Annotated in this window: 16 protein-coding genes and 1 pseudogene; 1 reads left to right on the top strand and 16 read right to left on the bottom strand. The window is 52.0% G+C overall.

Annotated elements, in window-relative coordinates:
• Window positions 1-99: 99 nt before the first annotated feature.
• Entirely contained in the window at window positions 100-777 is a 678-nt protein-coding gene (locus ACQRD3_RS03735) for a Crp/Fnr family transcriptional regulator (protein WP_427779933.1), read from the bottom strand.
• A gap of 101 nt (window positions 778-878) precedes the next feature.
• Here ACQRD3_RS03735 and ACQRD3_RS03730 point away from each other — a divergent pair, with 101 nt between their 5' ends.
• Window positions 879-4,766 carry an acyl-CoA dehydratase activase gene (locus ACQRD3_RS03730; protein WP_427779931.1) on the top strand — a complete coding sequence of 1,296 codons (3,888 nt, stop codon included), beginning with the start codon at window positions 879-881 and terminating at the stop codon, window positions 4,764-4,766.
• A 220-nt stretch (window positions 4,767-4,986) separates the two neighbouring features.
• Here the strand turns inward: ACQRD3_RS03730 and ACQRD3_RS03725 are convergent, their stop codons facing one another.
• From ACQRD3_RS03725 to ACQRD3_RS03655, 15 genes and pseudogenes are all read right to left on the bottom strand, one after another.
• Window positions 4,987-5,553: a DUF3793 family protein gene (locus ACQRD3_RS03725; protein ID WP_427779929.1), complete on the bottom strand. Its 567-nt coding sequence runs from the start codon at window positions 5,551-5,553 to the stop codon at window positions 4,987-4,989.
• Between the two features lie 202 nt (window positions 5,554-5,755).
• Window positions 5,756-7,147, bottom strand: coding sequence for an ABC transporter ATP-binding protein (locus tag ACQRD3_RS03720; protein ID WP_427779927.1), 1,392 nt, complete (start codon window positions 7,145-7,147; stop codon window positions 5,756-5,758).
• On the bottom strand, window positions 7,144-7,875 hold the full coding sequence (locus tag ACQRD3_RS03715) for an energy-coupling factor transporter transmembrane component T (RefSeq protein WP_427779925.1): 732 nt from the start codon (window positions 7,873-7,875) through the stop codon (window positions 7,144-7,146). Before ACQRD3_RS03715 ends, ACQRD3_RS03720 begins: the two co-directional genes overlap by 4 nt.
• Window positions 7,875-8,459, bottom strand: coding sequence for an MptD family putative ECF transporter S component (locus tag ACQRD3_RS03710; RefSeq protein WP_427779923.1), 585 nt, complete (start codon window positions 8,457-8,459; stop codon window positions 7,875-7,877). The genes ACQRD3_RS03715 and ACQRD3_RS03710 overlap by 1 nt, the downstream gene beginning before the upstream one ends.
• A 17-nt stretch (window positions 8,460-8,476) precedes the next feature.
• Window positions 8,477-10,210, bottom strand: a complete 1,734-nt coding sequence (locus tag ACQRD3_RS03705; protein WP_427779921.1) for an ABC transporter ATP-binding protein — start codon at window positions 10,208-10,210, stop codon at window positions 8,477-8,479.
• Window positions 10,207-11,970 carry an ABC transporter ATP-binding protein gene (locus ACQRD3_RS03700; protein ID WP_427779919.1) on the bottom strand — a complete coding sequence of 588 codons (1,764 nt, stop codon included), beginning with the start codon at window positions 11,968-11,970 and terminating at the stop codon, window positions 10,207-10,209. The genes ACQRD3_RS03705 and ACQRD3_RS03700 overlap by 4 nt, the downstream gene beginning before the upstream one ends.
• Before the next feature lie 5 nt (window positions 11,971-11,975).
• Complete coding sequence (locus ACQRD3_RS03695) at window positions 11,976-12,947, bottom strand: helix-turn-helix domain-containing protein (RefSeq protein ID WP_427779959.1); 972 nt, start codon at window positions 12,945-12,947, stop codon at window positions 11,976-11,978.
• Between the two features lie 284 nt (window positions 12,948-13,231).
• A complete protein-coding gene (locus ACQRD3_RS03690; protein ID WP_427779917.1) occupies window positions 13,232-13,912 on the bottom strand; it encodes a hypothetical protein in 681 nt (226 codons plus the stop codon).
• A gap of 72 nt (window positions 13,913-13,984) precedes the next feature.
• Window positions 13,985-14,959: a helix-turn-helix domain-containing protein gene (locus ACQRD3_RS03685; RefSeq protein WP_427779915.1), complete on the bottom strand. Its 975-nt coding sequence runs from the start codon at window positions 14,957-14,959 to the stop codon at window positions 13,985-13,987.
• A 37-nt stretch (window positions 14,960-14,996) separates the two neighbouring features.
• A complete protein-coding gene (locus tag ACQRD3_RS03680) occupies window positions 14,997-15,515 on the bottom strand; it encodes a hypothetical protein (protein WP_427779913.1) in 519 nt (172 codons plus the stop codon).
• 256 nt (window positions 15,516-15,771) lie between these two features.
• A complete protein-coding gene (locus ACQRD3_RS03675; RefSeq protein WP_427779957.1) occupies window positions 15,772-20,229 on the bottom strand; it encodes an S-layer homology domain-containing protein in 4,458 nt (1,485 codons plus the stop codon).
• Between the two features lie 297 nt (window positions 20,230-20,526).
• A pseudogene (locus ACQRD3_RS03670) lies at window positions 20,527-20,817 on the bottom strand (hemoblobin-interacting domain-containing protein); the annotation flags it as partial.
• A 240-nt stretch (window positions 20,818-21,057) separates the two neighbouring features.
• Window positions 21,058-21,561: a Gx transporter family protein gene (locus ACQRD3_RS03665; protein WP_427779911.1), complete on the bottom strand. Its 504-nt coding sequence runs from the start codon at window positions 21,559-21,561 to the stop codon at window positions 21,058-21,060.
• Between the two features lie 11 nt (window positions 21,562-21,572).
• The gene (locus ACQRD3_RS03660) at window positions 21,573-21,962 is read right to left on the bottom strand and encodes a NusG domain II-containing protein (protein WP_427779909.1); all 390 of its coding nucleotides are present in this window, start codon (window positions 21,960-21,962) and stop codon (window positions 21,573-21,575) included.
• A complete protein-coding gene (locus ACQRD3_RS03655) occupies window positions 21,955-22,983 on the bottom strand; it encodes an FAD:protein FMN transferase (RefSeq protein ID WP_427779908.1) in 1,029 nt (342 codons plus the stop codon). The genes ACQRD3_RS03660 and ACQRD3_RS03655 overlap by 8 nt, the downstream gene beginning before the upstream one ends.
• Window positions 22,984-23,039 lie beyond the last annotated feature (56 nt).

Raw genomic sequence — 23,039 nt, 5'->3', positions numbered from 1 at the left:
TATGATGATTGCGGTTAGCCAATACTAACCGCAGGCAAAATTATTACACAAAAAAACATGGCCGTCCGTTGCCATGGCAACGGACGGCCATGTTTTTGTCTATGCGGTCAAAAATTCATTGTCCAGAATTTGAACGACCTGTCCCTGATAAGTGAGGATGCCCTCCTTCTGCATCCGTCCCAGTTCTCGGGAAAGGGCACTGCGGTCTACACACAGATAGTCCGCCATCTCTCCACGTCCCATCTCCAACCGAATCTCCCCATTGGGGGCAACCGGTAATCCTTGGAGATAGACTTTGATTCGGTTGCGAAGCCGGTTCTGTGCCAGAATACGCATCTTCTGATTGAGAAACAAAGCTCCCCGGCCCATTTCCTGCAACAAATTGGCGGTCACCCGCATCCGGTACGGGCACCCATTCTCTTGCTGAAGCAATAAAGGATCAAAGTCCAGATAGAGCACCTCTGTGTCATCGAGGGCGTCAATTTGAATGGGACTGTCTTGAGACATGGAGCAGACCAACGTCTCCCCGAACACGCGCCCCCGATTCAGGCGATCAATGGTTAGTAGATTCCCGTCCTCGCTGTAAAGTGAGATCCTCAAGGTGCCAGACATAACAACGCCAGGGCGTTTTTGACAATCTCCAATCCGCAGGAGCACGGTGCCCTTTGGAATTGCCCGCACCTCTCCATGCAGACAGTTAAGAACATTCTGATATTTTTCTTCCGGGATACCGTCGAACAACTGGCAACGGCGCATTGCTACAAAAATCGAGACCATGAGATTCCTCCGTGTTGCCGTGGCAACCGACAAAATTAAAGAATACTATTATAGTTAGTCTATACTAACCTAAATTATACTACTTAGAAACCAAAAAGTCAATGCGAAGGAAAGAGAGGCTCTCTATGAATGGAATCGGTTTAGACTGTGGAAATTCCACCGTCAAATTAGTGGTGCTCTCGCGGGAGGGTACACTTTTGTGGTCTAAATCCTCCGCACACCACGGTGCCGCGGTTCAAACGACTCAGATGCTTCTTAGCGAACTGCTGCAGGCGGACAGCAATGCCTACGGCTATCCGGTGATGCTTACCGGCAGCGCAGGAGATCGACTTTTAGATGCCTGTCCCGAACTTTTGACTCTGGGCGATATTCCCGCTATCCATCGCGGCATCCATCTGCTGGCACCAGAAGCGAAATCTGCCATCGAAATCGGCAGTCAGAGTGCCCGTTTCCTCACAGATCTGGATCGTGGCACTCCACCCAGATTTGCAGTGAACGAACACTGTGCAGGGGGCACTGGTTCCTTTTTTGAGGACCAAATGTCTCGGCTGGGCCTGCGGATCGAAGACTATTCCGAACTGGTAGCAAAGGCCCGCTCAATTCCCCGCCTCTCCGGCCGATGTGCTGTCTTTGCCAAAACGGATATTATTCACCGACAGCAGGAGGGGGTATCTACTCCGGACATTCTGCTGGGCCTCTGCTACGCTATGGTACGCAACTATAAAGCGGTTATCGTGCGGGGACTTACGGTGGAGAAACCTGTGGCTTTGTGCGGCGGAGTTGGCCGCAATGCAGGAGTTCTTCGGGCTATCCAGGATGTTTTTGGCTTGACAGAAGAAGAATTGATTTTACCAGAGAATTTCCTCTATGCTGGCGCTGCAGGGGCTGCACTGGCTGCTCAGGAGATGGGAGCATGTTCCATGGGGGAACTGCTGGCCTCTCTGTGCGGGCAGGATTCAAACATGGGAGACCGGCTGCACTGTCGTCAGCCACTGAGTACCGATCCCAAGGTTTTTGTATCCGATCCGCCTGTTTCCGGCCATGTCCCACCACAGGGCTGCGCTTTGGGCATTGATGTAGGTTCTACCAGTACGGACCTGGTTCTCATGGATCAATTCGGAGAACTGGTGGACTTCCAGTATCTCCGCACCGCCGGAGACCCAGAGGCTGCGGTGCGAAAGGGACTGGAGAATATCCGCTCCCGTTTTGGGCGGATTCCCCTTCTGGCAGTAGGCGTCACTGGCTCCGGACGAGAGCGGGTCGGCCGGCTCATTGGCGCGGATGCCGTGCGAGATGAGATTACAGCCCAGGCAAGAGCTGCCATCCAATGTATGCCTAAAGCAGATACAGTCTTTGAGATAGGCGGTCAAGATTCTAAATACATCTCCCTTCAGAATGGGCAGATTGCAGACTTTCAAATGAACAAAATCTGCGCTGCCGGAACCGGCTCCTTTGTTGAGGAGCAGGCCGCACGCATGGACATCCCTTTGAAGGACTTCGGCCACCTGGCTCTTACCGCAAAGGCCCCGGTGGAATTGGGAGAGCGATGCACAGTGTTTATCGAGACCGCCATCCAATCTGCCCGGGCACAGGGAGCTACACGGGCAGAGGTAGCAGCCGGTTTGTGCCAGTCCATTGTCCGAAATTATCTTCATAAGGTAGTCGGGAGCAAGCCAGTAGGACACCATATTGTCCTCCAGGGCGGCGTGGCCTACAACCCCGGCATCGTGGCCGCTTTCCGTCAGGAATTTGGAGATCGGCTCACAGTCTCTCCCTGCTTCTCCATCAGTGGAGCATACGGCGCCGCCCTACTTGCCCTGGAATCCACGAAAGGCCCTACCCGCTTTCATGGGTTCGACAAGCAGCCGGAAAAGGAGGACGCCCTGTCCACGGAGGTCCAGCGCAACATCACTTTTTACCAGCGCGGCCCACAGTTGCTGTTGGAGGGATATGATCCAACACCTGTCCCCGGACGGAAAACGGTGGGAGTACCTTTTGCCCTGATGATCCACAAGTTCTTTCCTATGGCCAACGCATTCTTCCGGCAGTTGGGATTCAATGTACTGCTCTCGCCGTCTACCAACGAGGAGATCATCCGCCTCTCCCAGCAGACGACCCAGGCGGAGACCTGTTACCCGGTAAAGCTGATCCATGGTCATATGGCCTGGTTGGTCGAGCACGGTGTTGACTACATCTTTCTCCCCTCCATCCATACCATGAGGCATGAGACCTCTCAGGTGGAGCACAACTACGGCTGTGTCTATATGCAGACCGCGCCCCAATTAGCCGCCCGTGCTCTCCGTCTGGCGGAGCGGGGAATTGAGTTGCTCAACCCTGTGTTCGATCTGGACTTTGGGCAGGAAGCGATGGCGTCAGCTATGCTGGGCCTGGGGAAACAGCTTGGTATCCCGAAACTGCGGTGTCTCCCTGCCCTGATGGCTGGAGCCCAAGCGGTACGCCACCATACAGCAGCAGTAGAGCGGCAGGGCCGCGAACTGCTCGCTTCTCTGAAGCTTGAGGACAAAGTGCTTGTACTGATCACCCGGAACTACGGTCTTTCCGATCCGGTGCTGAATATGGGAATCCCTCGTTTGCTACTGGAACGGGGGCACAAGGTAATTACTCTCTCCCATTTGCCTGCTCACGACCTGGATCTGTCAGCGGACTACCCCAATCTGTACTGGCCCTTCGGGCAACACATCCTCTCCGGGGCTAAACTCGTGGCCCACCACCCCAATCTATACGCCGTATATCTGACCAACCACGGCTGTGGACCGGATACGATGCTCTCCTATCTGTTCCGAAAGGAGATGGGCGAAAAACCCTATCTGCACATTGAGGTGGATGAGCACTTCTCGCCAGTGGGAGTTATTACTCGCATCGAGGCATTTCTCCAGAGCCTGGAGAACCGCCCGTCTCAGCCACTGCCGGAACGCTTTCAGCTCACGGCTGTGGAACACTGTTCCACCAAAGTCGTTGATACCCCGGAATCAAACCGCGGCCCTCTATATGTTTTGAATCTGCCGCCGTTTACCACATATCTTAGGAAATATGCGGAAATGGTATGGAATGTGGAAACCCGTCCCATGCCTCTGGGCGGAACTTCCCTGGTTTTGGGCCGGGCGGAGACCAGTTCCAAAGAGTACCTTCCCTTCCCCGCCTTACTGGGTGGTATTCTGGACGCAGCGGAGAAGGAATCCGATTCCTTTCAGATGCTGATTCCCTCCACCCAAGGCGCAGAGGCCGACGGCCAGTACCCGTGGGCGGTAGAGGCAGTGCTTGCCAACCGGGGACTGGGGCGGGTGACCCTGGTTTCCCCGGAGCTGGAAACTTTGCCGGAAAATGTCCCAGACCCCGACCTGTTGTTCCGGGCTGTGCTGGCAGGAGATCTCATACTGTGCGCCCCACCTGAGCAGCGCAAGGCACTGAGTCCGGAAGACATTCCCAATTGGGACAGTCTTGGCACGCTGGCGGCGCAAATCGGGAGCATGCCTGTCAAAAGCCTGCCCTTGGCTGCGGTGGGAGAGCCCCTTACGCTGTTTGCTCTGGACGACAAGGTACTGGAAACGCTGGAAAGGCAGGGCCGGTTCCTTTGTCGTGCTCCGTTGAGTGAATATCTCTGGTTTCTCTGGCGGGATGCCGGAAGTGCCATAGCTGCTTCCTGGACGGACAAAATGACAGAGCTGGGCCACCTTTTGGGGGCACGCAGCAGCTTTTCCAAAGATCCGGAGGGTATGCGGACTACAGTGGATCATCTGCTGCCGGGATTTTCTGGAGCCAATGGCCGGTATCGTTTGGCCAAGGCACGGGAGCTTGGCCAGACATCGGCTGGTGTGTTGACTCTGGCTCCCCGGTATGAAAACACAGCCACAGTGCTGGACATGACCGGTGAACTGGATGGAATCCCTCACTTACACCTGGCCATGGACAGTGACTGGGACGAGAGCGCCTGGTCCCGCCTGAAGTCTTTCCTCTATTATCTGAAATAAACCAGGAGAGAAAACAGGGCCACCCGCACCATTCCAGTGCGGGCGGCCATGTTCTGCAATCAGTATTCGGTCTATGCAGCTGCGCAGCTTATGGGAGAGAGGGCTGTCTTTGCCATCCCGTTGCCTGCAATAATCCAATCCGCTATCCAGATATGCACCTGCAAACCAAGATGGACACTTCACCTCGGTGGAACCATTTTCCTCATCGTGTAGGCAAGCCTTATGCGGCAACCACCAGTTTTAGAAGGGGAGCACCGTTAGTGTATAATTCACAGTACCGGGAGGTACATCGGCGGCAGAGGTCAAAATAGGCCTTTGCTTTTTCAGGATCGCCGTAGGACTTCCAGCAGCCGCAGCAGGTGTAGTTCCAGCCCTTGTTTTCAATGAAGCCGATCACATCAGAAAGAGGGTAGCCCAGAAACAGGCCAATCTCATGAGGGTAGTCTTGTTCCAGACAGAGCCTTTTGGACAACTGATCCAGCAGAAATTCCGCCGTTCCGCGCTGATAGCCGCAGCGATCCAAAAAACACAGGGATTCTTCGTCGGAGAGTAGACGTCCCACCCAGTCGGGGCGGTAGATGTAAATCATACAGTCGCCGGTGTGGGGACACTCTTTTAAGATGCGTATCCGCAGACCAAGGCATTCCAGCGCGTGGTCCCAGTTTTCAGCAGTCTGCCGGATATTTTCTGCAGAGCGTCTACTGCACCGAAAAAGACTGGCGGGCTTGATTCCCGCAAGCGTGGGTGCGCATTGTTCCACCATGAGTGATTCAAAACTACGTTCCATATGAGGCTCCTATCTGAATGCCAATCGGGTTAGTTAAAACTAACTATCATCTCTAAAAAAGCCCCCCCTAGAGGGAAGGCGGTTAGCTACTGCTAACCTATATGTATAAAATACTACAGCCCGCTTGATTTGTCAAGACCGATAAATGTTCCAGAATAGAGAAAGTAGCAACACCATGATGCTGTGGGAACAGAAAACCCTGTTAAATCACTGTCCCATTCTCGATACAAACAATATGATCGCAGCAGCGCTGAATCAACTCCGGGTCGTGGGTCACGATCAGCACGGTCTGTTTGCCTTTCAGAGAAGAAAGCAACGCCGCCGTTTGCTCCATGTGACGGAAGTCAAGACCGCTGGTAGGCTCGTCAAAGATCAGGATCTCTTTTCCGGCCAGAATGGCAGACGCAATGGCTACCCGCTGCTTTTGTCCACCGGACAAGCTCATGGGATGGCGTTCCCGCAGGTGGGACAGATCCGGCATCTCCAAAACACGCTCAACATCCGAACTGTTTTCCGACCGCATCCCAAGCTGGACTTCGTCAGCTACTGTTTCGCAGAACAGTTGGTGGTTCACATCCTGCATGACCATGTAGCAGTTTTTCAGCAGCTGTCTGTTTTTCCAAAGCTGTCCGTTTATCTTGACCTGCCCTTTGAACTTCTTCTCCAGTCCGCACAGGCAGCGGGAAAAGGTGGACTTACCCGCGCCATTGGGACCGACAAGCGCGATAATACTATCCAAAGGCAGGGAAAGATGAGGAATATTCAGCACTGGCGTTCCATCGTAAGAAAAGCAAAAGTTTTGCAGCTGCATCGTTTCGGTTTCCGGAACACTGTTCTGTACCGGCGCTATATTCTCACCGCGCAAGGATCGAAGTCCCATTTGATGAAGCTGTTCTGTGGAATACTGTGTAAATGCCTGCATAGAAAGGTCGAAAGCTACCTGTCCATCCCGCATGCAGATCACCCGGTCACAGAGATCCCGGAGCCACGACAGCCGGTGCTCCGCGATCAAAATGGTCTTACCTGCAGCTTTCCATCCGAGCAGTGTCTGCTTCAGCTCCTCAATAGCGTGAACGTCCAGATTGGAGGTAGGCTCATCCAGCACCATCACCTCCGGGCGCAGCGCCGAAACGGAGGCGCAGGAGATCTTCTGCTTTTCTCCGCCAGAGAGTTCAAAGATGCTGCGCCCTAACAGTTTTTCTATGTTCAGCTCCTTCGCTGCTTCGTCTACACGAGAGAGTATCTCGCCTTCCGGCATCCCCATGTTCTCGCAGCCGAAGGCCAGCTCGCTGGTGGTGTCCACGCAAAAAAACTGACTGCGGGGGTTCTGGAACACGCTGCCGACGATTCTTGCCGTGTCGTAAAGCTCGGCCTCAGTCACATTCAGGCCATTTACCATGGCACATCCTTCCATCTTACCCTCATAGAAATGTGGGATCAGGCCATTGATCAGGCGGGTAACGGTCGTCTTTCCGCTGCCGGACTCGCCGCAGAGAAGAACACATTCGCCTTCGGCAATGGTCAGGGATACATTTTTCAGGGATGGTTTTTCTGCATTTTCATGCTGAAAGCTGACTTTTTTGATCTCGATCATAGCACCCTCCCCATGATCCAAACCGCATAAGGAATCAGACAAACTACAAACAGAAGATAGTCTTGTATATGAAAGCCGATCTTGCAGATGTTGGTTCGCTTCACCTCGCCGCCAAGCCCACGGGTTAGTGCCGCGGCGGACAGCTCCTCACCGATCTTCACGCAGCAGGTCATCAGCGGCACCAATCGGTATTCCAGCATTTTTCCGACATTCTTTCCGCCCATGTAAATTCCCCGCATCCGCATTGCGGCATTGATGGAGGCGGCCTCATCTATTACCGTGGGGAAAAATCGAAACATGACGGACAGTGGAATGATGATCTTTTCACTCAGGTGCAGGCGCAGCATAGCGGCAGTGAACTCGCTGACCGTGGTAGTGGAAGCCAGATAACCGCCCATAGCGATCCCCGGCAGGAATCGGGAGAGCATTCCGCTGCACCCCAGGAGGATGAAATTGACTACCCCCTTGGTCAGCGGGACAAGCTGCGTATAGGTCAGCCAGGACAGCAGGTAGACGAGCAGATAGGTTGCCGCCCCTTTCCACTTTTTTGCGCTCAGCATCAGCACAGCGGGCATGGCACAGAGGATGGGGACGAGAGGTTCCACGCTCCCGCCCCCGGCAGACCCCAACACGAACAGGGCAATGTCGAAGAGCATCACCAGCTTCGTCCTTGGGTCCAGCACCAAACCTCTGTTTTGAATGCTGGCCTGTAGAATTCCCCGGGCCATCAGACGATGCCCGCCTTGACAAAGTGCTTTTTCAGCAGCGCCTTGCCCAACAGTGCGCCCAGCATACCGCACACAAAGGCGGCTACGATCAACACAGGAGCCGTCCAGGGCTGCATGATGTTTCCCAGCGTATTGATATATTCTGCGCCAAAGCTCTGGCGGGTGGAGAAATAGCCCTCCCTGTCGATGTACAGCGGCAGATAGTTGCCAAACAGAAGAACGCAGAAGGTTCCATAGCTGAGAATGGTTTTCTTCACGCTGGCGTAGCTGCCGCTTTTTGCGATCAGGTCAGCCAGAAAGCCGAACACTACGCCAAAGATAATAGGCCAGAATCCCATACCGGTGACGCATAGATAAATACCAACAATGGTCGCCATAATGGTGATCATGCCGAACTTCTTGACCTTGGTATAGAACAGCATCATGGGAATGCCGAGGATGATCGGTCCGATCACCGCCAGCATGGGCATCATGATAGGAATATATCCCAGCATGGCAATACAAGTCATTAAGACACAGTAGATCGCTGCGTAAATGCCAATGTTGATCAAGTCTTTTCCTTTGAGCTTCTGATTGTTTTTCATCGTTATTTCCTCCTTCTTTATACCTTCCAGCCCACAGCCTGTTCACGAGATTCCACAAACCGACGATAGATACCGCCTTGCTCCATGAGCTGCTCGTGCGTGCCGCTTTGGGCGATTCGGCCATTGTCGATGACCAAAATGTTATCCGCGTGGCGGACGGTTTTCAGCCGGTGGGCAATCATCAGAATGGTTTTTTCTTTTGTCAGGGCTTCCATGGCAGCGGTCAGCTCCTGCTCGCTTTCCGGGTCTACATTCGCAGTCGCTTCGTCCAGGATGATGATAGGAGCATCCTTCATAATGGCTCTGGCAATGGATATACGCTGCTTTTCTCCGCCGGAGAGACTGGCCCCACCCTCACCGATGACCGTATCATAGCCATCCGGCAATGCCATAATGAAATCATGGCAGCAGGCTTTCCTGGCCGCCTCGATGACCTTTTCCATAGGCGCATCCGGCTGGCCGAAGCGGATGTTATTGGCAATGGTATCCTGGAACAGGTACACGCTCTGGAACACAAAGCTGAAATTGCGCATCAGACTGTCCATGCTGTATTCCCGTACATCCACACCGCCAAGCTTCACGCATCCCTTGTCCACATCCCAGAATCGGGAGATCAGGTGGCAAAGGGTGGTCTTTCCTCCACCGGAAGGACCGACGATTGCTGTGGTGGTGTGCTGCGGAATATGGATGGATATCCCATCAATGATCTTCCGCTTGTCATAGGAAAACTCTGCGTTTTCCACATCGATGTCATAGCTGGAGGGAATGATATCCTTTCCGTCAATGTCCATCGTGGGCATATCCAGCACCGCCTGCGCCTTGCCCACATACAAATCCACATTGCGCAGCAGAGCGGAATAGTTGCCCGCCGTGTCCAGCGCACCAAACAGGATGAACGCCGCAAGGATCATGACCACAGCATTCAGCAGTTCCATCGTTCCGTTCAAATAAAATGCCACGGATACAATGGCAACCACCACGCCGAGGAGCTTGGCCGTAAGGTTTTGCAGGAACATAATGGGCACAAAAGCCATTTCCGCCTTGGTATTCGCCGCGCTGTTTTCATCAATGGCTTCATTCAAAGCCCTGCTCTTTTCCCCCGTCAGATGGTAGGCCTTGACCTCTGCAATGCCCTGAACATACTCCAACACCTTTTCCACCAGCTTGCGGTCAGAGGAATCCTTGAGCGGTGCAATCTTTTTGGATTTCTTTTGGAGCAGCGAGTTGACAGCAAAGTACAGCAATACACCCAAAACGGCGATGCCGCCGATTCGCAGGTCAAAAAGAAGGATCATAAGGACTACGAAGATGGTGGTCAGGATTCCCTGCGTCACCATCATGACCACACGGGTCGCCACATCTGCCAACGCTTCCATACTGTTAGTGGCAACTGAGGTGATGTAGCCAAGGCTGTTTCGATTGAAATATCCCATAGGCAGATACTTCAAATGCTCGGCGATTTCAATGCGCTTGTCTGCGCAGGTACCATAGCCCGCCTCGCACTGAAGCATGGTGGAACGGTAATTCGCAAAGGCGTTGCCCGCCACGCTCAGCAGCATGATGCCGAAGGAGAGCAGGATGTGCTGTACGGTCAGATCACCCGACAGTACCCCGTGCAGAGTCACGGCGATGGCCGGGATTTTCATAGCCTCAAAGATGGCTTTCAGTACCCCAAGGAAAATGGAGCGGATAAATTTCTTCCGATTCTCTTTTCCGCTGAACGCAAAGAACCGTCTGAATATCTGGATCATTCCTGCGCGCCTCCTTCCACGGTGTCCCGAACGGAGATATGGGAACGCCACATCTGGGCATACAATTCATCCTGTGCCAGCAGCTCCTCATGCGTTCCGCTGGTACGAATTTTTCCGTCCTCTACCACAAAGATCTGGTCGCTGTTTGTGATGGTAGACAGGCGGTGAGCGATCACGATCAAGGTCTTGCCCTTGGTCAGCTTTGCCACCGCCGATTGAATCATGGCTTCGTTTTCCGGGTCAGTAAAAGCAGTGGCTTCATCCAGAATAATAATGGGCGCGTTTTTCAACATCGCTCTGGCAATGGCGATCCGCTGCCGTTCACCACCGGAGAGATGCCCGCCTGCGCCGCCGACCACGGTATCGTAGCCATTTTCAAGGCCCAGAATAAACGTATGGCAGCCACACGCTTTGGCCGCTTCCATCACTTCCGCATCGGTGGCGTTCTGCTTGCCCATGCGGATATTTTCCATAACTGTGGTATCAAAAAGAAAATTGTCCTGAGATACATAGGCAATATAGCGATGATAGTCCTCCTGCGTCAGCTTCCGTATATCCACGCCGCCCAAGGTGATACTGCCGCCGCTTACATCCCACAGCGATGCGACCAGCCTGGCGATCGTGGATTTTCCACTGCCGGAGGGTCCAACCAGGGCATTGACGGTACCCTCTCTGATCTCCAGGTTGACGCCGTGAAGCACTTCCTTCTCATGATATCCGAAGGTCACATCTTTGAGCTGAATATCCTTGGACTGAGGCTGGCTGGCAGATGTGTCCGGGCGCTTCATGTCCTCCAACGTCAGCAGAGATGTCACCTCACCGATGATGGTACTCAGCTTTGCAAGATCATCGCTGTAAGACATGACGGTGATGAGCGGCGCGATCAGGCCAACGGAAAAAAGAATGACCTGAATGAAAATACCTGCGTCCAGCGTCCCGGTGCGGAATAGCAGACCGCCGATGGGAAGCACTGCGATCATGGTAGCCGGAAAGATAGACATGGCAAGGCAGAAATAGATATTGCACCGCCGCATCCACTCCACATAGCAGCTTGCGCCCTCTTTTGCCGCCACCACGAATTTATCGTAGGAGCTTTGTGCCTTACCGAAGGCTTTGATGACCTCGATGCCGTTGATATATTCCACGGCAGTATCATTCAGAATTTTTGTCTTATTTATGGTATTCTGATAGCTTTCCTCATAGCCACGGGTCATGAGGGCATAGCAGCCAAAACCAATCGGAACCGTTGCCAATACCGCCAACGCCATCCGCCAATCCAGAATAAACAAATACACCAAAAGAGCGATAGGCACCAGCAGATTGGATGTAAACTCCGGTATGATATGTGCCATAGTCGTTTCGATGCTGTCAATACGCTCCACCAGCACATTTTTGATGGAGCCGGAGGGGATGTCCAGCACCGTACCCAAAGGCACACGGGAGAGTTTCGCGCAGACCCGCTTGCGAATGTTGCCCAGCACAGCGAAGGTTGCTTTATGGGAGAGTGTGGTGGAAATGCTATGAAATCCGCAGCGCCCCAACCACAGGGCTGCCATAACAAGACAGTTTTTTATGTATATGCTCATGTCCCTGCATCCACCCAGGAGATCTGAGATGATGCTTGCCATCACAAAATAGGGCAAAATGCCGCAGACCACGCCACAGACCGCGCTTAGAACGCTGAGCACATATTGCGGTCGATGTTGCCCTGCAAAATCCCAGATCCATGCAGGAACAGAGCGTTTCGATTGATCGTTCATGATTCTTACCTCCTGTCATTTCTATATTCAGCAGGGGACATACCAAAGAGTTCCTTGAATGCCGCTGCAAATTTACTTGGGTTATCGTAGCCAACGCTGGCCGCCACATCAATAATTTTCTTTTTTCTGTCAGTAACCAGCATGGAAGCCGCTATATTCATTTTGTAGGTGCGAATGTAGGTATAAACAGGACTGCCGTAGACACCCTTAAAGCCGGTTTTCAGTGCGCCCACGCTGATGTCAAAACGCTTAGCCAGTTCTTCCGTAGTGTAATTCACGGAGAGTTCTTCCATCAGCAGCTTGTGGACAGACTTGATCTTCTCTATTTGACTGGAATAGAAATAAGGGCGCTCATCCCGATAATCGGCAAGTTCCAGCGCGCCGAGGAACACCAGAAGTTCCATGACCTTGATTTTAAAATAATCCATGCGGATCTTCGATGGAACATGATAAAGCTCAGAAAATATATGCTCGATGGCACTGTTTTGACGCAAAATGTATAGTCTGTCCCCACTGCAGAATTTCTGCGCTAAGAAGGCAATATCAACGGAAATCGTTGGCATTGCCTCATGGATGGCCTTTTCCGCCTGATCCATAAAAAAGCCGATTGTAATCCCGTGGTAGTGGGAAAGAGGAAAATCCACATCGCCGGTATGATGTACACGTCGGTCAACGCGCATATCCCCGGCCTCTATATAATAGTGGAGATCCTGCTCCGTTCTGTGTTCCATGCGCCCTTCCCGGCAATGGTCGATACACAGAAGGTTTGCGCAGCTTGTAAACCGACTGTAGCAGTGGGCAAGATGAAAATCGTTATACATAAGATAGACACCGTCAAATACGCGGTAGATGGTCATCAATCCGTCACCGCTGGGGTCATTCAGACGCAGAACCTTGCATTCTTCTGTTTCCACCACTTCTTCGATATTGTCTCCAAAATCAGCCCCGCGGAACATTTCCCAAGGGTCCGTTGCCATTTCCAAAAACACCCCCCTTTTGAGTTAGAGTTGGCTAACTCACCTTGATTAAGAAAAGCCGTACCCTGCGGCTTTCTGAATTATTATATCAGCCCAATGCTTGGGCGCTCTACTCCGATTTGCTTTTTCTGCTCCATTTGGAAAGAAAAGTCGCCTTTCCCACCGGGGCAGGAAAGGCAGGCTTTTTCGCAGTATTGATACAGGTGCGGGATGATGCGGTAAAGCTGTTATTTTTCATTGTCTCCCTGCGAATAAGTGCGCACCCATTGGGCACGCACTTGATTCTACTCCCCTTCGGAAAGGTTTTCTGTTGCGAACAAATTGATCGCGTCGTGCATAGCTTGCTCTGTATAATCAGCGGCAATGGCAGCAGCATTCCAGTAAGCGTAGTTGCCTTCATACCAGCTCTGAAGATCATCGATGTCCTCGGAGTAGCGGAACTCCAAATGGTAGGTAGTTTCCATGGTGTCCGGTGCAAAGGCAAAGTAAGTAAACTGGCCTGCATCAGAATCCTCGGTTTGATAGAAAATAAAGCCATTTTCATTTTCCACATCCAGCAGCTTATAGCTGTGGGAGAAAACCTGATTACCCTGCTCGTCAAGGCCGGTGATGGTATGACCATCCATGACAAACTGATCCACACCGCCGATAAAATAGCAGTCAAAACGCATACTTTCTGGATCGACCGTATACTTTTCTATGGCTTCCGCGCCGTAGATCTCGGCCATACACATATTCAGTAGCATATCCGTTGCAGCGGCGGCGTTATCTTCCCCTACAAGGGGCGTGGTGGCTTCGAGCCAGGTATCCCTGTATTCTTCTTTTGCCATTTCAGGAAACAGCTCCACATAGGTGCCGCTGATTTGGTTCAGATAATCGTCAGCATTGTTTTTTGTCTGACTGCAAGCACTAACAGAGAACAGGCAAACGACACAGAGAATAAATGAAATGATTTTCTTGCGCATATAAGTACCTCCTTATCCTTTGGTTAGCATTGTCTAACCAAAGGATAGAATACCATATCTTTCTTGCGTTCACTATCCCATTTTGTTTTTACTATCCCGTTTTGACGATGGATTTGCCTTCAAGCGATACCGGGATGGGGTCATACCGTGCCGTTTTTTGAAACACTCCGTAAACTTGCTGGCATTATCATAACCCGCGTCCGAAGCGATCTGCGTAACGCTTTTTGTGCTTCTCACCAATTCAACAGCAGCCTGCTCCATGCGATACTCTTTGATGTAATGGTAGACCGGCATACCATAGACCTGTTTGAACAGCTTTTGCAAATGGGAAACGGAAATTTCATGTTCTGCCGCGAGTTGGGACAGGGAAACGTAATTGTCCCGATCCGTCAGCAGATGATCCCGCAAATGCCGGATCAGTTCTATTTGCTTTGCGGAACAATAGACATCCTCCTGCTCTTCCCGTGGAATCCTGCTCAGCAGCATAAGCAATTCTATAACTTTCAACCTAAGATATTGCAAATCGAAATAGGCGGCGTTTTCGTACAGTTCCCGGAATACGTGCTCACATCGGGGACCGGCCTGCCCGTACATATACCATTTTTCCCTAAGAAGATTGTATTTCAGCATGGCAAAATCAACAGAAAAGGAAGGCGCGTTTTGTTCGATCCATGACTGCGCAAGGGAAGGCGCAACTTCTAAACAAATCCCTTCATAATATCCTAGAGGGAAGCGAGATTCTGACTCTGTTCCGTGAGCGCCGTCATAACAACTGACCGCCATATCACCCGGCTTCAAAAGCACATGCTCCCGGTTGGAAAAGTCGGTTTCAAACCGACCGGTGAGGCAAAAATTGATCTCAAGGTCATTTTGTTTGCTGCGCTTTTCTATAAATGCCTGCATTTCAAGGCGCATGAGCATAACAGTCACGCCATTAAATAAAGGACAACAAAGGATTTCTCCTTCTCCGTCCATGGAATCAAAGCTACATAGATTGGGAGGTTCTTGCATTGTATTCGTATCATTTTTGAATGTAATTTTGATCATAGTTTCCTCTTTCAAAGAATCGTGACGATCTCCGCTGTCAGGGCAGCCACGATTGCAAACAGCGGAATTCCCCGCCAGAAGGAACCAAGGTGCTTAGACGGGGCTTGGTAGGCCGCTTTCTCTGGCAAGAAGGAAAAACGGATGCGCTTCGTGTTCCGCCACCAAAGAAGATCAATGAGCAGTAAGTCAAATATGCCCAATCCTTATCAAACTCCGGCAGCTTGCGGATCATCTGCTTAAATGTTCGCTTTGCCTTGGATGTGGCCGTTTTGGAAGCGGCGTTGTCCAGCTCAAATACGGCTATGAGACTTCTTTCAAAGGACATTCCAAATTGCGCCCACACTCTCACAGGCGTTCCGATATATTCCATGTGGAAGTCGTTGAACATCAGATATACGCCATCGAAGACCTGGTACATGGTCATGACACCCTCGCCTGTTTCGTTCGACAGCTTCATCACTTTGCAATTACCTTCAGAAATCACCAGGTCCACATTGCTCCCGGCGGTTCCCTGGTCAAGGAGCTCCCAGACGGTTGGCCTTTCTGTATCCCGCATGGTCCCGTCTCCTTTCTTATCTGATCTGACCTGCCATGGAAATCAACGCATGTGGAGAATTTCATGTCCATAAGTTAGCGATAACTAACTTATGGTTAAAAAAGAAAACCATTGACTGGTTGTTTTTATTATATAGGAACTGAAGCAAAAATGATACACTAAAAACGTCTTTTTTAATCCAATTAGTTTTTATATTGCTTAAGTGCGTAGAAAAGTGCCGCTGCAATATTTGCAGCGGCACTTTTAGCTTGTGGGGTTATGCCAGATTCTCACAATAGCGCGTCAGGATGGTAGCCAGCTGCGCTCTGGTGGCGTTACCCTGGGGAGCCAGAGTATTGTTGCCAATACCGCCGATCAGGCCGGTTTCCACAGCCCAGCGCATGGCGTCGGTAGCATAGCCGCTGACCTTGCCGGCGTCGTTGAAGCGGTCAAGGGAACCCTCCACAACGGGGCTGCCGGAGTAGCGCCACAGCATGGTGGCCAGCTGCTCACGGGTGATGCTGCCGTTGGGGTTGGAGCCGTCGGACACGCCGTTGGCCTTAGCCCATTCCATGCCCTTCTCATACCACACACTGCCGCCGTTGGTGTCCACACCGTCGAAGCGGGCCAGAACGGTCATCAGCTGGGCGCGGGTCATTTGAGAGTTGGGGGTAAAGGTCGTTGCACTGGTTCCAGCGAACATCTCACGAGCCGTCACGAAGGAGATGGCGTCCTCGGCCCAGTGACCGTTGGTATCGGAGAAGTACTTGGCGTTCTCAATGACCTTCACGGTGGCGCTGCCTTCAAGTTTCAGAAGCACGCCGTCTTCAGTGAGAACAGATGTCTTGACGATCTCCTCAGTGCCGTCGGCCTTCACAATTACAGCCACGGTACCGGGAGTGACATTCTCCACGGGTATCTCTACCTTGACGGAGCTGGTGCCCTTAGGCAAAGTAATTTCCACAGAGGGTGCATCCTTGGTGGCCATTGCGGTGGGGACCTCAACGGGCAGGGTCACGGCTTCGCCGTTCTTGGCGGCCTCCGTTACAGCGGCGGAGGAAACGGTGGCTTTAACCTCGGTCACATCGCCGTCCTTGTTGGTGACGACGGTGCCGATGGTGCCGTCGGTGGTCTTGGTGGTTTCCGTCACGGTGCCGGTCTTTTTATCGGTAGTGGTGGTCGTGGTGGAACCGTCGGGATTTTTAGTAGTGGCTGTATTGGAACTGCTGCTGGAACTACCGCCGGAAGAACTGCTGCTGGAGGAGCTGCTACCGGAGGAACCGCTGCTGCTGGAGCCACCGCCAACCCCTTCGTCACTCTGGTGCTTGACATAGGTGAGGGTGTAGGGCTGGCCATCTTCATATCCGGTGAATGTCAAAATCGTCTTTCCGCCGGATGCGGTGATACTGTAATCGGCCCAGGTAAACTCCTCGCCATTGAAAGAAATATAGATACCGGACTTTGCGGCAGAGCTGCCATCGTTATCATAGGCAAAGACCTGGTATTGGCTGGAGACTTCGTTGTAGTAGTAGGAAGTACCATTGCCGTTGCTGTCAACCGTGAAGTGCAGCAGATCTGGAGAGGTGGTTTTGCCGTTGTCCACCGAGTAATCCCAGGTGCCTACGAAATCGGCGATTTGCGCAACGGATTCTGCGGACCGCTCAGCGGAGTAATCGAGATTTTCCACGCAGAACAGGGCGATGCAGTTCTCAATCATCGTTTCGTCTGCATTAACAGGAATACCGGCTGCCAGCCAGTAGGCGTACTCGCCGGTGACGAGGCCCTTCAGGGCGTCCAGATTGCTGCCGTAACGGAACTCGATATGATAGGTGGTGTCAGGGGCGTCATCTCGGAAGAGGAAATACCGGAAAACCTCTGGGATGCTGGAATCCACAGCCCTATACAGGTAAGCGGTAAAATGATAGAGGGTGTTCGGATCACCGATGGTCACGGGGCCCTGATAGGTGTATTCGCTGTCAGAAATCGTATCGCCGGCGGAATTCTTCACGGTGATCCGATTCCCGTTGACGGTGATGGATTCAGCACCATTGATGAAATCGCAGCAATACTGGGTCAGGCCCTCCTGGCCATAAACATTGCCGTTGCAGGATTGCTGCAGGTACTCGACGAGCTGGGCCAGATTGCCGTTTTCGCCGGCCACCGCAGCACAGTAGTCATGCCAATAGGAGTTGTATTCATCTTTCAGGATGCAGTCGAACAGGGGCATATAAGTGGTGCCGCTTTCGCCTGCGATGCCCGGCAGAACATCATCGGCTGTGGTGAACTTATCCGCCCGGTGCATGGCCAACACTACATTGTATTTGGCCAGATCGGACGCGCCCGCGTTGATCATGGTGGCGTACCACTTGGTGTCCTTCATGTCACTGACGGCTCTGCCAGTGGTCTCATTTTTCTCGATGGCGTTGTGATGCTCGCCATAAGCGAGAATTGCATTCAAATCACTGCCGAACTGGAAGTGATAATGTGCGGCGATGGGAGTCTCCTCCTCGCCCTCCATGTCGGGAGCCATGGTGACGAAATACTTGTAGCTGCTGGTATCTTCGAGGCTGTCTGCCGTAAAGACGTACATAGTGGCGCCCTCCAGACCGTTGAGCACCTTGCCGGTCATGGTGTAGGAGTCGGCGGCCAGGACATCGCCATTATTATCCAGCCAAGAAAGCTTGTAAGAGCTATCTTCTTCCTCCGTGACCCGAATAGAGGCAACACCCTTGGTATCGGTCATGTCATACCAATATTTTTTCAGAGAATCGACGTCCGAATACATTTGTTTAATCACAGTTTCCAAAGCGGTCCCCTTGAACGCATTGATGTAAGCGGGATATGCCAGCTCCCAAACGTCGTCCAACAGGGGATAGCGTGCATCCATAGCCGCTTTAACCGTTTCATCGGAAGAGGTCCATGGCTGCCAGCTTTCCCAGGTGCCTACCCAGCGTTTCAGGGTCGTGTCACCCAGTAGTTTAGTTTCCGTACCGATGGTGACCAGATAGGCGGCATCCGCTCCAGCGGGGAACAGGGTCTTGTTGGTCAGGCTAATTGTATCGAAAGTGATCTCACCTGTATGCTCCGTCTCTTTGCCGTCAACGGTAATTGAGGTCGTGGCAAGTCCGGACACTTCATATTGGGCGAGGAACTCATCGGTGGGGGCCTCTGTTCCGGACCAATAGGGAGTGTTGGGATTATCTGCAGTGCTGGTATAAACGACACCATCAATCAGCCGAGCCTGGGTAGTGTCAGCAATATTCACAGTGTTTGTCTTTGCCAGTCCCGGGGTGTAAGAACCACTGCTTGTTCCAAAAACGGAACCACCCTGCAGATAGGCTTCCTTGGTAGAGATAGTACCTGCACCTTGAACGGCATCGCCGCCAGCTTCCAGATAACCACCGCCTCCGACAGAAATCAGCTTTCCGTTACCGGTGATTGTGCCATTGTCCAAAATAATTGCAGCGCCGCCAGTAGCGGTGAGGGCGTACTGTCCGCCGCCGTAGACGGCCAGCAAGGCTTCGTCCGCCAGTGTCAGAGTGCCGTTTTTAACGGAAAGGCCGGCTTGCCCGGTACTTGCGGTGGGAGCCTCATCACCTCTGATAAATACTTGACCCTTGACGGTCACATTGCCTTCTGCAGAGACCACCGGGGCGGCATTGCGGCGAACTTCATCTCCATTGGCAATATAGTTGGTGTTGGAATAAATACTGGAGTTTTCCAGTGTCGCGCCGTCCTTCAGAATCAGCTGGCCGTTGATGGAGGCGCCGGATTCAAACGTGCCCTCGCCATAGTCGTTGTAGTTCATAGAGAAGGTGCCGCCGTCTTCCACTTCTACAATCCCCTGGATCACGGAATCACGGAGTACCAGCTTGCCGCCCTCTTGCACGACGATTTTTACGCTGCTCAGAACATCCATGTTGACCATGGTTAGATTGCAGCCATTGGGAACGATCAGAGTCTGGGTAGGCGCCGCGTCATTGGCGACCGCATAGCCCAGCTTGCCGTAAGTTCCGCTGGTGTGAGAGCCGTACCAAGCCTTGAGGTCTGTGGGGACCGTCACGGTATCATCTGTTCCACCAAAATCAGAGATGGCCCAGGGCTCCATGTCCCACATATATTTGCCGTCGCTGGTCTTCGTGCAGTTTTCCAGTGTCAGGCGGTCTGCAAGCGTTTCGTTGCCGCTGTATACGTTGAAGGAGAGCACGTTGCTGGTGGCAGTGCGCCCCTGCCCATCGCTTACGGTGACGCTGATTTGGTAGGAACCGGCATTTTCAGGTGTTCCCGCCAGTGTCAGCGCACTGTCGAAGATGGAGTACACACCCACCATGCCGCTGTTATCAGGAGAGATAGACACGGAAGTGGTGTTTTTATTGACAGTGATACCAAGCTCATGCAGAGGCTTCCAGTCGCTGCTGACAGGCTCATTACACTGGATCAGCGCGCCCTGCACTTCCACATTGCTGTTCTTGTTGGTGGTTACGTTGGTGGAAGCGCTGCTGACCGCGTCATAATCCTCCTGGCCGACAAGAGCGGCCTCGAAGGAGCCAACCAGACGGACATGGAGGGTATAAGCATCTTCGTCGCCGCCATCATCGGGGCCAATATTGACGGTATCACCCGCAATGGTGACTTTCAGAACAAGATCCTGATAGGAGGGGCTCTGAATAGTGATGATGTCGCCGTTCTTGAAAGTTTCTTCATCGGCAAGAGAGGCTTGACTGGCGAGATACAACTTGTTATCAGCTTTGTTTAAATAGTATTGAGTGCCGTGGATGTAAGATGCGAAGCTTCCTTTTTCACACGCCGTCCCATTTCGCAATACCGTGGTAATGCCGGAGACATAGTCGGCATCAGTAAAGGTCAAAATGTAGTAAGTATCAAATCCTGTTGCCCGAGAAAAGGTCGGGGCAGCTACTGTGGGCAAATTGCTGTTATCATTGTCATCACCTTCAGTGTTTCCGCTGTCCGGTGAGGAAACAACGTTGCCTGCCCAAGAACCGCTGTCTTTAGTCAGCGATATTGTAAGAGGCTGATAACCATCGGCACTAATTACAACGGTGTAAGTACCACTGGAGATTCCCAAATAAATGTACGAAGTAGAAATATAATATTGGCCGCTGAATGTAAACATTTCGGATTGTGCTTTGTTATACGGCGTATTATCTACGGTGATGCCCGTAATTGCGCTTAAATAACTTTGATCTGACTCTGAAAAAGTAATTTTAAGATTCGAGCCATACACATCCGATGAAAACTCACTTGGTGTTGGCGGAGTAGCCTCTGCCGCCAGTGCGGTGGTGGGGAGCAGGGACAGGGTCATGGCAAGGACCAGAAGCCACGAAAGCAGTTTCGAGCTGAACCTTGCGGTCATTTTGTTCATCAATAGAATTCTCCTTTCATAAATCAGGATATTGCGAGGATTTTTATAATTGGAATCAAGCACCTCCTAATGAACTGATACGCGATAGTTAGTTAGAACTAACCATAAACCAAAAAAAGAAAGTATCAATTCTGACTTTATAACAACAGCCTTGGCTGATCGTTAACAGAAACGGAAGCATTATAGACTCTTCTCTGAAATGACTCCCCGGTTGACAACAAACTGGGCGCACAGGCCGGTAAAGGCTCCGGCAATGATGCCGGACAACATCAACACTGGCAAATAACAAATCAGTGCCGGCGTTCTGGTAATGAGGATCGCCACGATGATTTGTCCAATATTATGGGAAATGGCTCCGAGAACACTGCAAACCCAGATTTGACGCTCTGAGACGATTTGCTTTAGGAGGAGCATCATCAGGTAGCACAGCGTACTGCCTGCCAGACTATAAAACAGAGAAGTAATTCTCCCGCTGAAAAAGCTGCCCAGCAGGATTCTTGCAGCGAGGATCAGGGCGGTATCCGCCGGGCCGAAGAGAAACATCGCGCAGACAGTCACGATATTGGCAAGTCCCAACTTGACACCGGGGATGGGAACCGGCGCGGGAATTTGCAGCTCCACGACGAAAATTGTGAGAGCAACGGCTGTTAGCATGGAAATCCGTGTCAATCGTTTGGTTGTCATAGAGTCTCCCTTTACTTTGAAATGGTGTCTATTATGTTGGAGGCGGTGTCCGCAGAGGCGCTTTCCAGCCGGATTACCAGACGGTGCGGCAGGCATACGATTGGCACCGCTCCATTCTCCAGCCAACCGGAGGTCACGCAGATTTGATCAGGACAGTCAGCGTCAGTGATGCGGATACGCCCTGGTTCCACAAGAATCGTGTTGCTTCCTGACGTACAGGTAAGTATAAATTGCTCCGATTCTTTAACAGCCTCAAGATCTACAGAGCGGACGCATTTGCCGTCCACATAGATATTGGCGATGGTTCCGGCGTGGGACAGGTGCTGCATTGACAAAACGATGGCTACAGACAGAAGGAAAATGGAAAAGATCACGCATACCCACGTCTTTGTTTTAATCACAGCGCAGCACCGTCAGTCCGTTTTGGGAATAGGAATCCGCCAGAGAAAAACACCCATCCAGCCCCTCGGTGATGGCGATATTGCCGCTCTCATCCATAAAAATGGCCTCAAAATCGTCGGAAGAGCGCCAGAAGGCTGCGGCATCTTCCAGTCCCATCACAAACAGTGAGGTAGAAAGGCCATCGCATATTACGCCGCTGTCTCCAACAATCGTAACGGAGAGAAGTCCGCTTCTGGCGGGATACCCGGTAGCGGGATCAATGATGTGCCAGTATATATTGCCGTCCTGCTCAAAATACCGCTCGTATCCGCCGGAGGTCACAACTGCTTGGTCCCGGATTTCCAGAACACCGAAATAAACATCGCTTTGTGGGTCCTGGATGGCGACACGCCATGGTGAACCGTCCGGCTTTCCGCCGAGAGCATGAACATTGCCGCCCAGATTCAAAAGGGCGGATTCTACGCCGCTTTCCCGGAGAAGCTCTATGAGGACATCGCTTGTATAGCCCTTTGCGACGCTGCCCAAGTCGATCTCCATACCATCCAGCAATGACACGGATTTGCTCTGGGCGTCGTACTGAATGGCCCGGTAATCAACGTGTTCAAGAAGCGCGGAAATGGTTTCTCCTGAAGGGACTTCGTAGGAATCTGTGGTGAAGCCCCATGCACGGACGACAGGGTAGATAGAAATGTCCAGTGCACCCTTGGTTCGCTTGCACAGGTCGAGAGACTGCTCCAGCAGTGCGGAAGTATCTGCGGACACCACGCCGGAACCCGTGTGATTCAGCCGGTAGATTTCGCTGGATTCATCCGTCACAGAGAGCTGCTCTTCCAATTCTGAAATTCGGCTTTCTGCCTTTTCTAATACAGATTTACTCCCGTAAATAGTCAAGTCCATAACAGTGTCCATCGCAAATACTGTGGCGGTTTGGAGCTGGTCAGGTGTTTCTGTTGGCGCTTGATTTCCGCAGCCAGACAGAAGCAGAAGCAGAAAAACGACTAATGTGACCTTTGATTTCATGGGAATTCTCCATCAATTAAAGCAAATTGTGAGGAACTATAGAATTGTTTAACGAG

The organism is Candidatus Pseudoscillospira sp. SGI.172, from assembly GCF_050313575.1.
Classification (GTDB): domain Bacteria; phylum Bacillota; class Clostridia; order Oscillospirales; family Oscillospiraceae; genus Vermiculatibacterium.
Note: the sequence above shows the minus strand (reverse complement) of the source record. Positions and strands in the feature narration are given on the sequence as shown.

What these genes read in the sequence shown, in the direction of transcription:
- ACQRD3_RS03655 (WP_427779908.1), bottom strand. Translation starts at nt 22,983, where the DNA reads ATGAAATCAAAGGTCACATTAGTCGTTTTTCTGCTTCTGCTTCTGTCT.
- ACQRD3_RS03690 (WP_427779917.1), bottom strand. Translation starts at nt 13,912, where the DNA reads ATGCGCAAGAAAATCATTTCATTTATTCTCTGTGTCGTTTGCCTGTTC.
- ACQRD3_RS03720 (WP_427779927.1), bottom strand. Translation starts at nt 7,147, where the DNA reads ATGATCGAGATCAAAAAAGTCAGCTTTCAGCATGAAAATGCAGAAAAA.
- ACQRD3_RS03725 (WP_427779929.1), bottom strand. Translation starts at nt 5,553, where the DNA reads ATGGAACGTAGTTTTGAATCACTCATGGTGGAACAATGCGCACCCACG.
- ACQRD3_RS03695 (WP_427779959.1), bottom strand. Translation starts at nt 12,947, where the DNA reads ATGGCAACGGACCCTTGGGAAATGTTCCGCGGGGCTGATTTTGGAGAC.
- ACQRD3_RS03715 (WP_427779925.1), bottom strand. Translation starts at nt 7,875, where the DNA reads ATGGCCCGGGGAATTCTACAGGCCAGCATTCAAAACAGAGGTTTGGTG.
- ACQRD3_RS03665 (WP_427779911.1), bottom strand. Translation starts at nt 21,561, where the DNA reads ATGACAACCAAACGATTGACACGGATTTCCATGCTAACAGCCGTTGCT.
- ACQRD3_RS03680 (WP_427779913.1), bottom strand. Translation starts at nt 15,515, where the DNA reads ATGCGGGATACAGAAAGGCCAACCGTCTGGGAGCTCCTTGACCAGGGA.
- ACQRD3_RS03730 (WP_427779931.1), top strand. Translation starts at nt 879, where the DNA reads ATGCGAAGGAAAGAGAGGCTCTCTATGAATGGAATCGGTTTAGACTGT.
- ACQRD3_RS03710 (WP_427779923.1), bottom strand. Translation starts at nt 8,459, where the DNA reads ATGAAAAACAATCAGAAGCTCAAAGGAAAAGACTTGATCAACATTGGC.
- ACQRD3_RS03685 (WP_427779915.1), bottom strand. Translation starts at nt 14,959, where the DNA reads ATGATCAAAATTACATTCAAAAATGATACGAATACAATGCAAGAACCT.
- ACQRD3_RS03700 (WP_427779919.1), bottom strand. Translation starts at nt 11,970, where the DNA reads ATGAACGATCAATCGAAACGCTCTGTTCCTGCATGGATCTGGGATTTT.
- ACQRD3_RS03735 (WP_427779933.1), bottom strand. Translation starts at nt 777, where the DNA reads ATGGTCTCGATTTTTGTAGCAATGCGCCGTTGCCAGTTGTTCGACGGT.
- ACQRD3_RS03705 (WP_427779921.1), bottom strand. Translation starts at nt 10,210, where the DNA reads ATGATCCAGATATTCAGACGGTTCTTTGCGTTCAGCGGAAAAGAGAAT.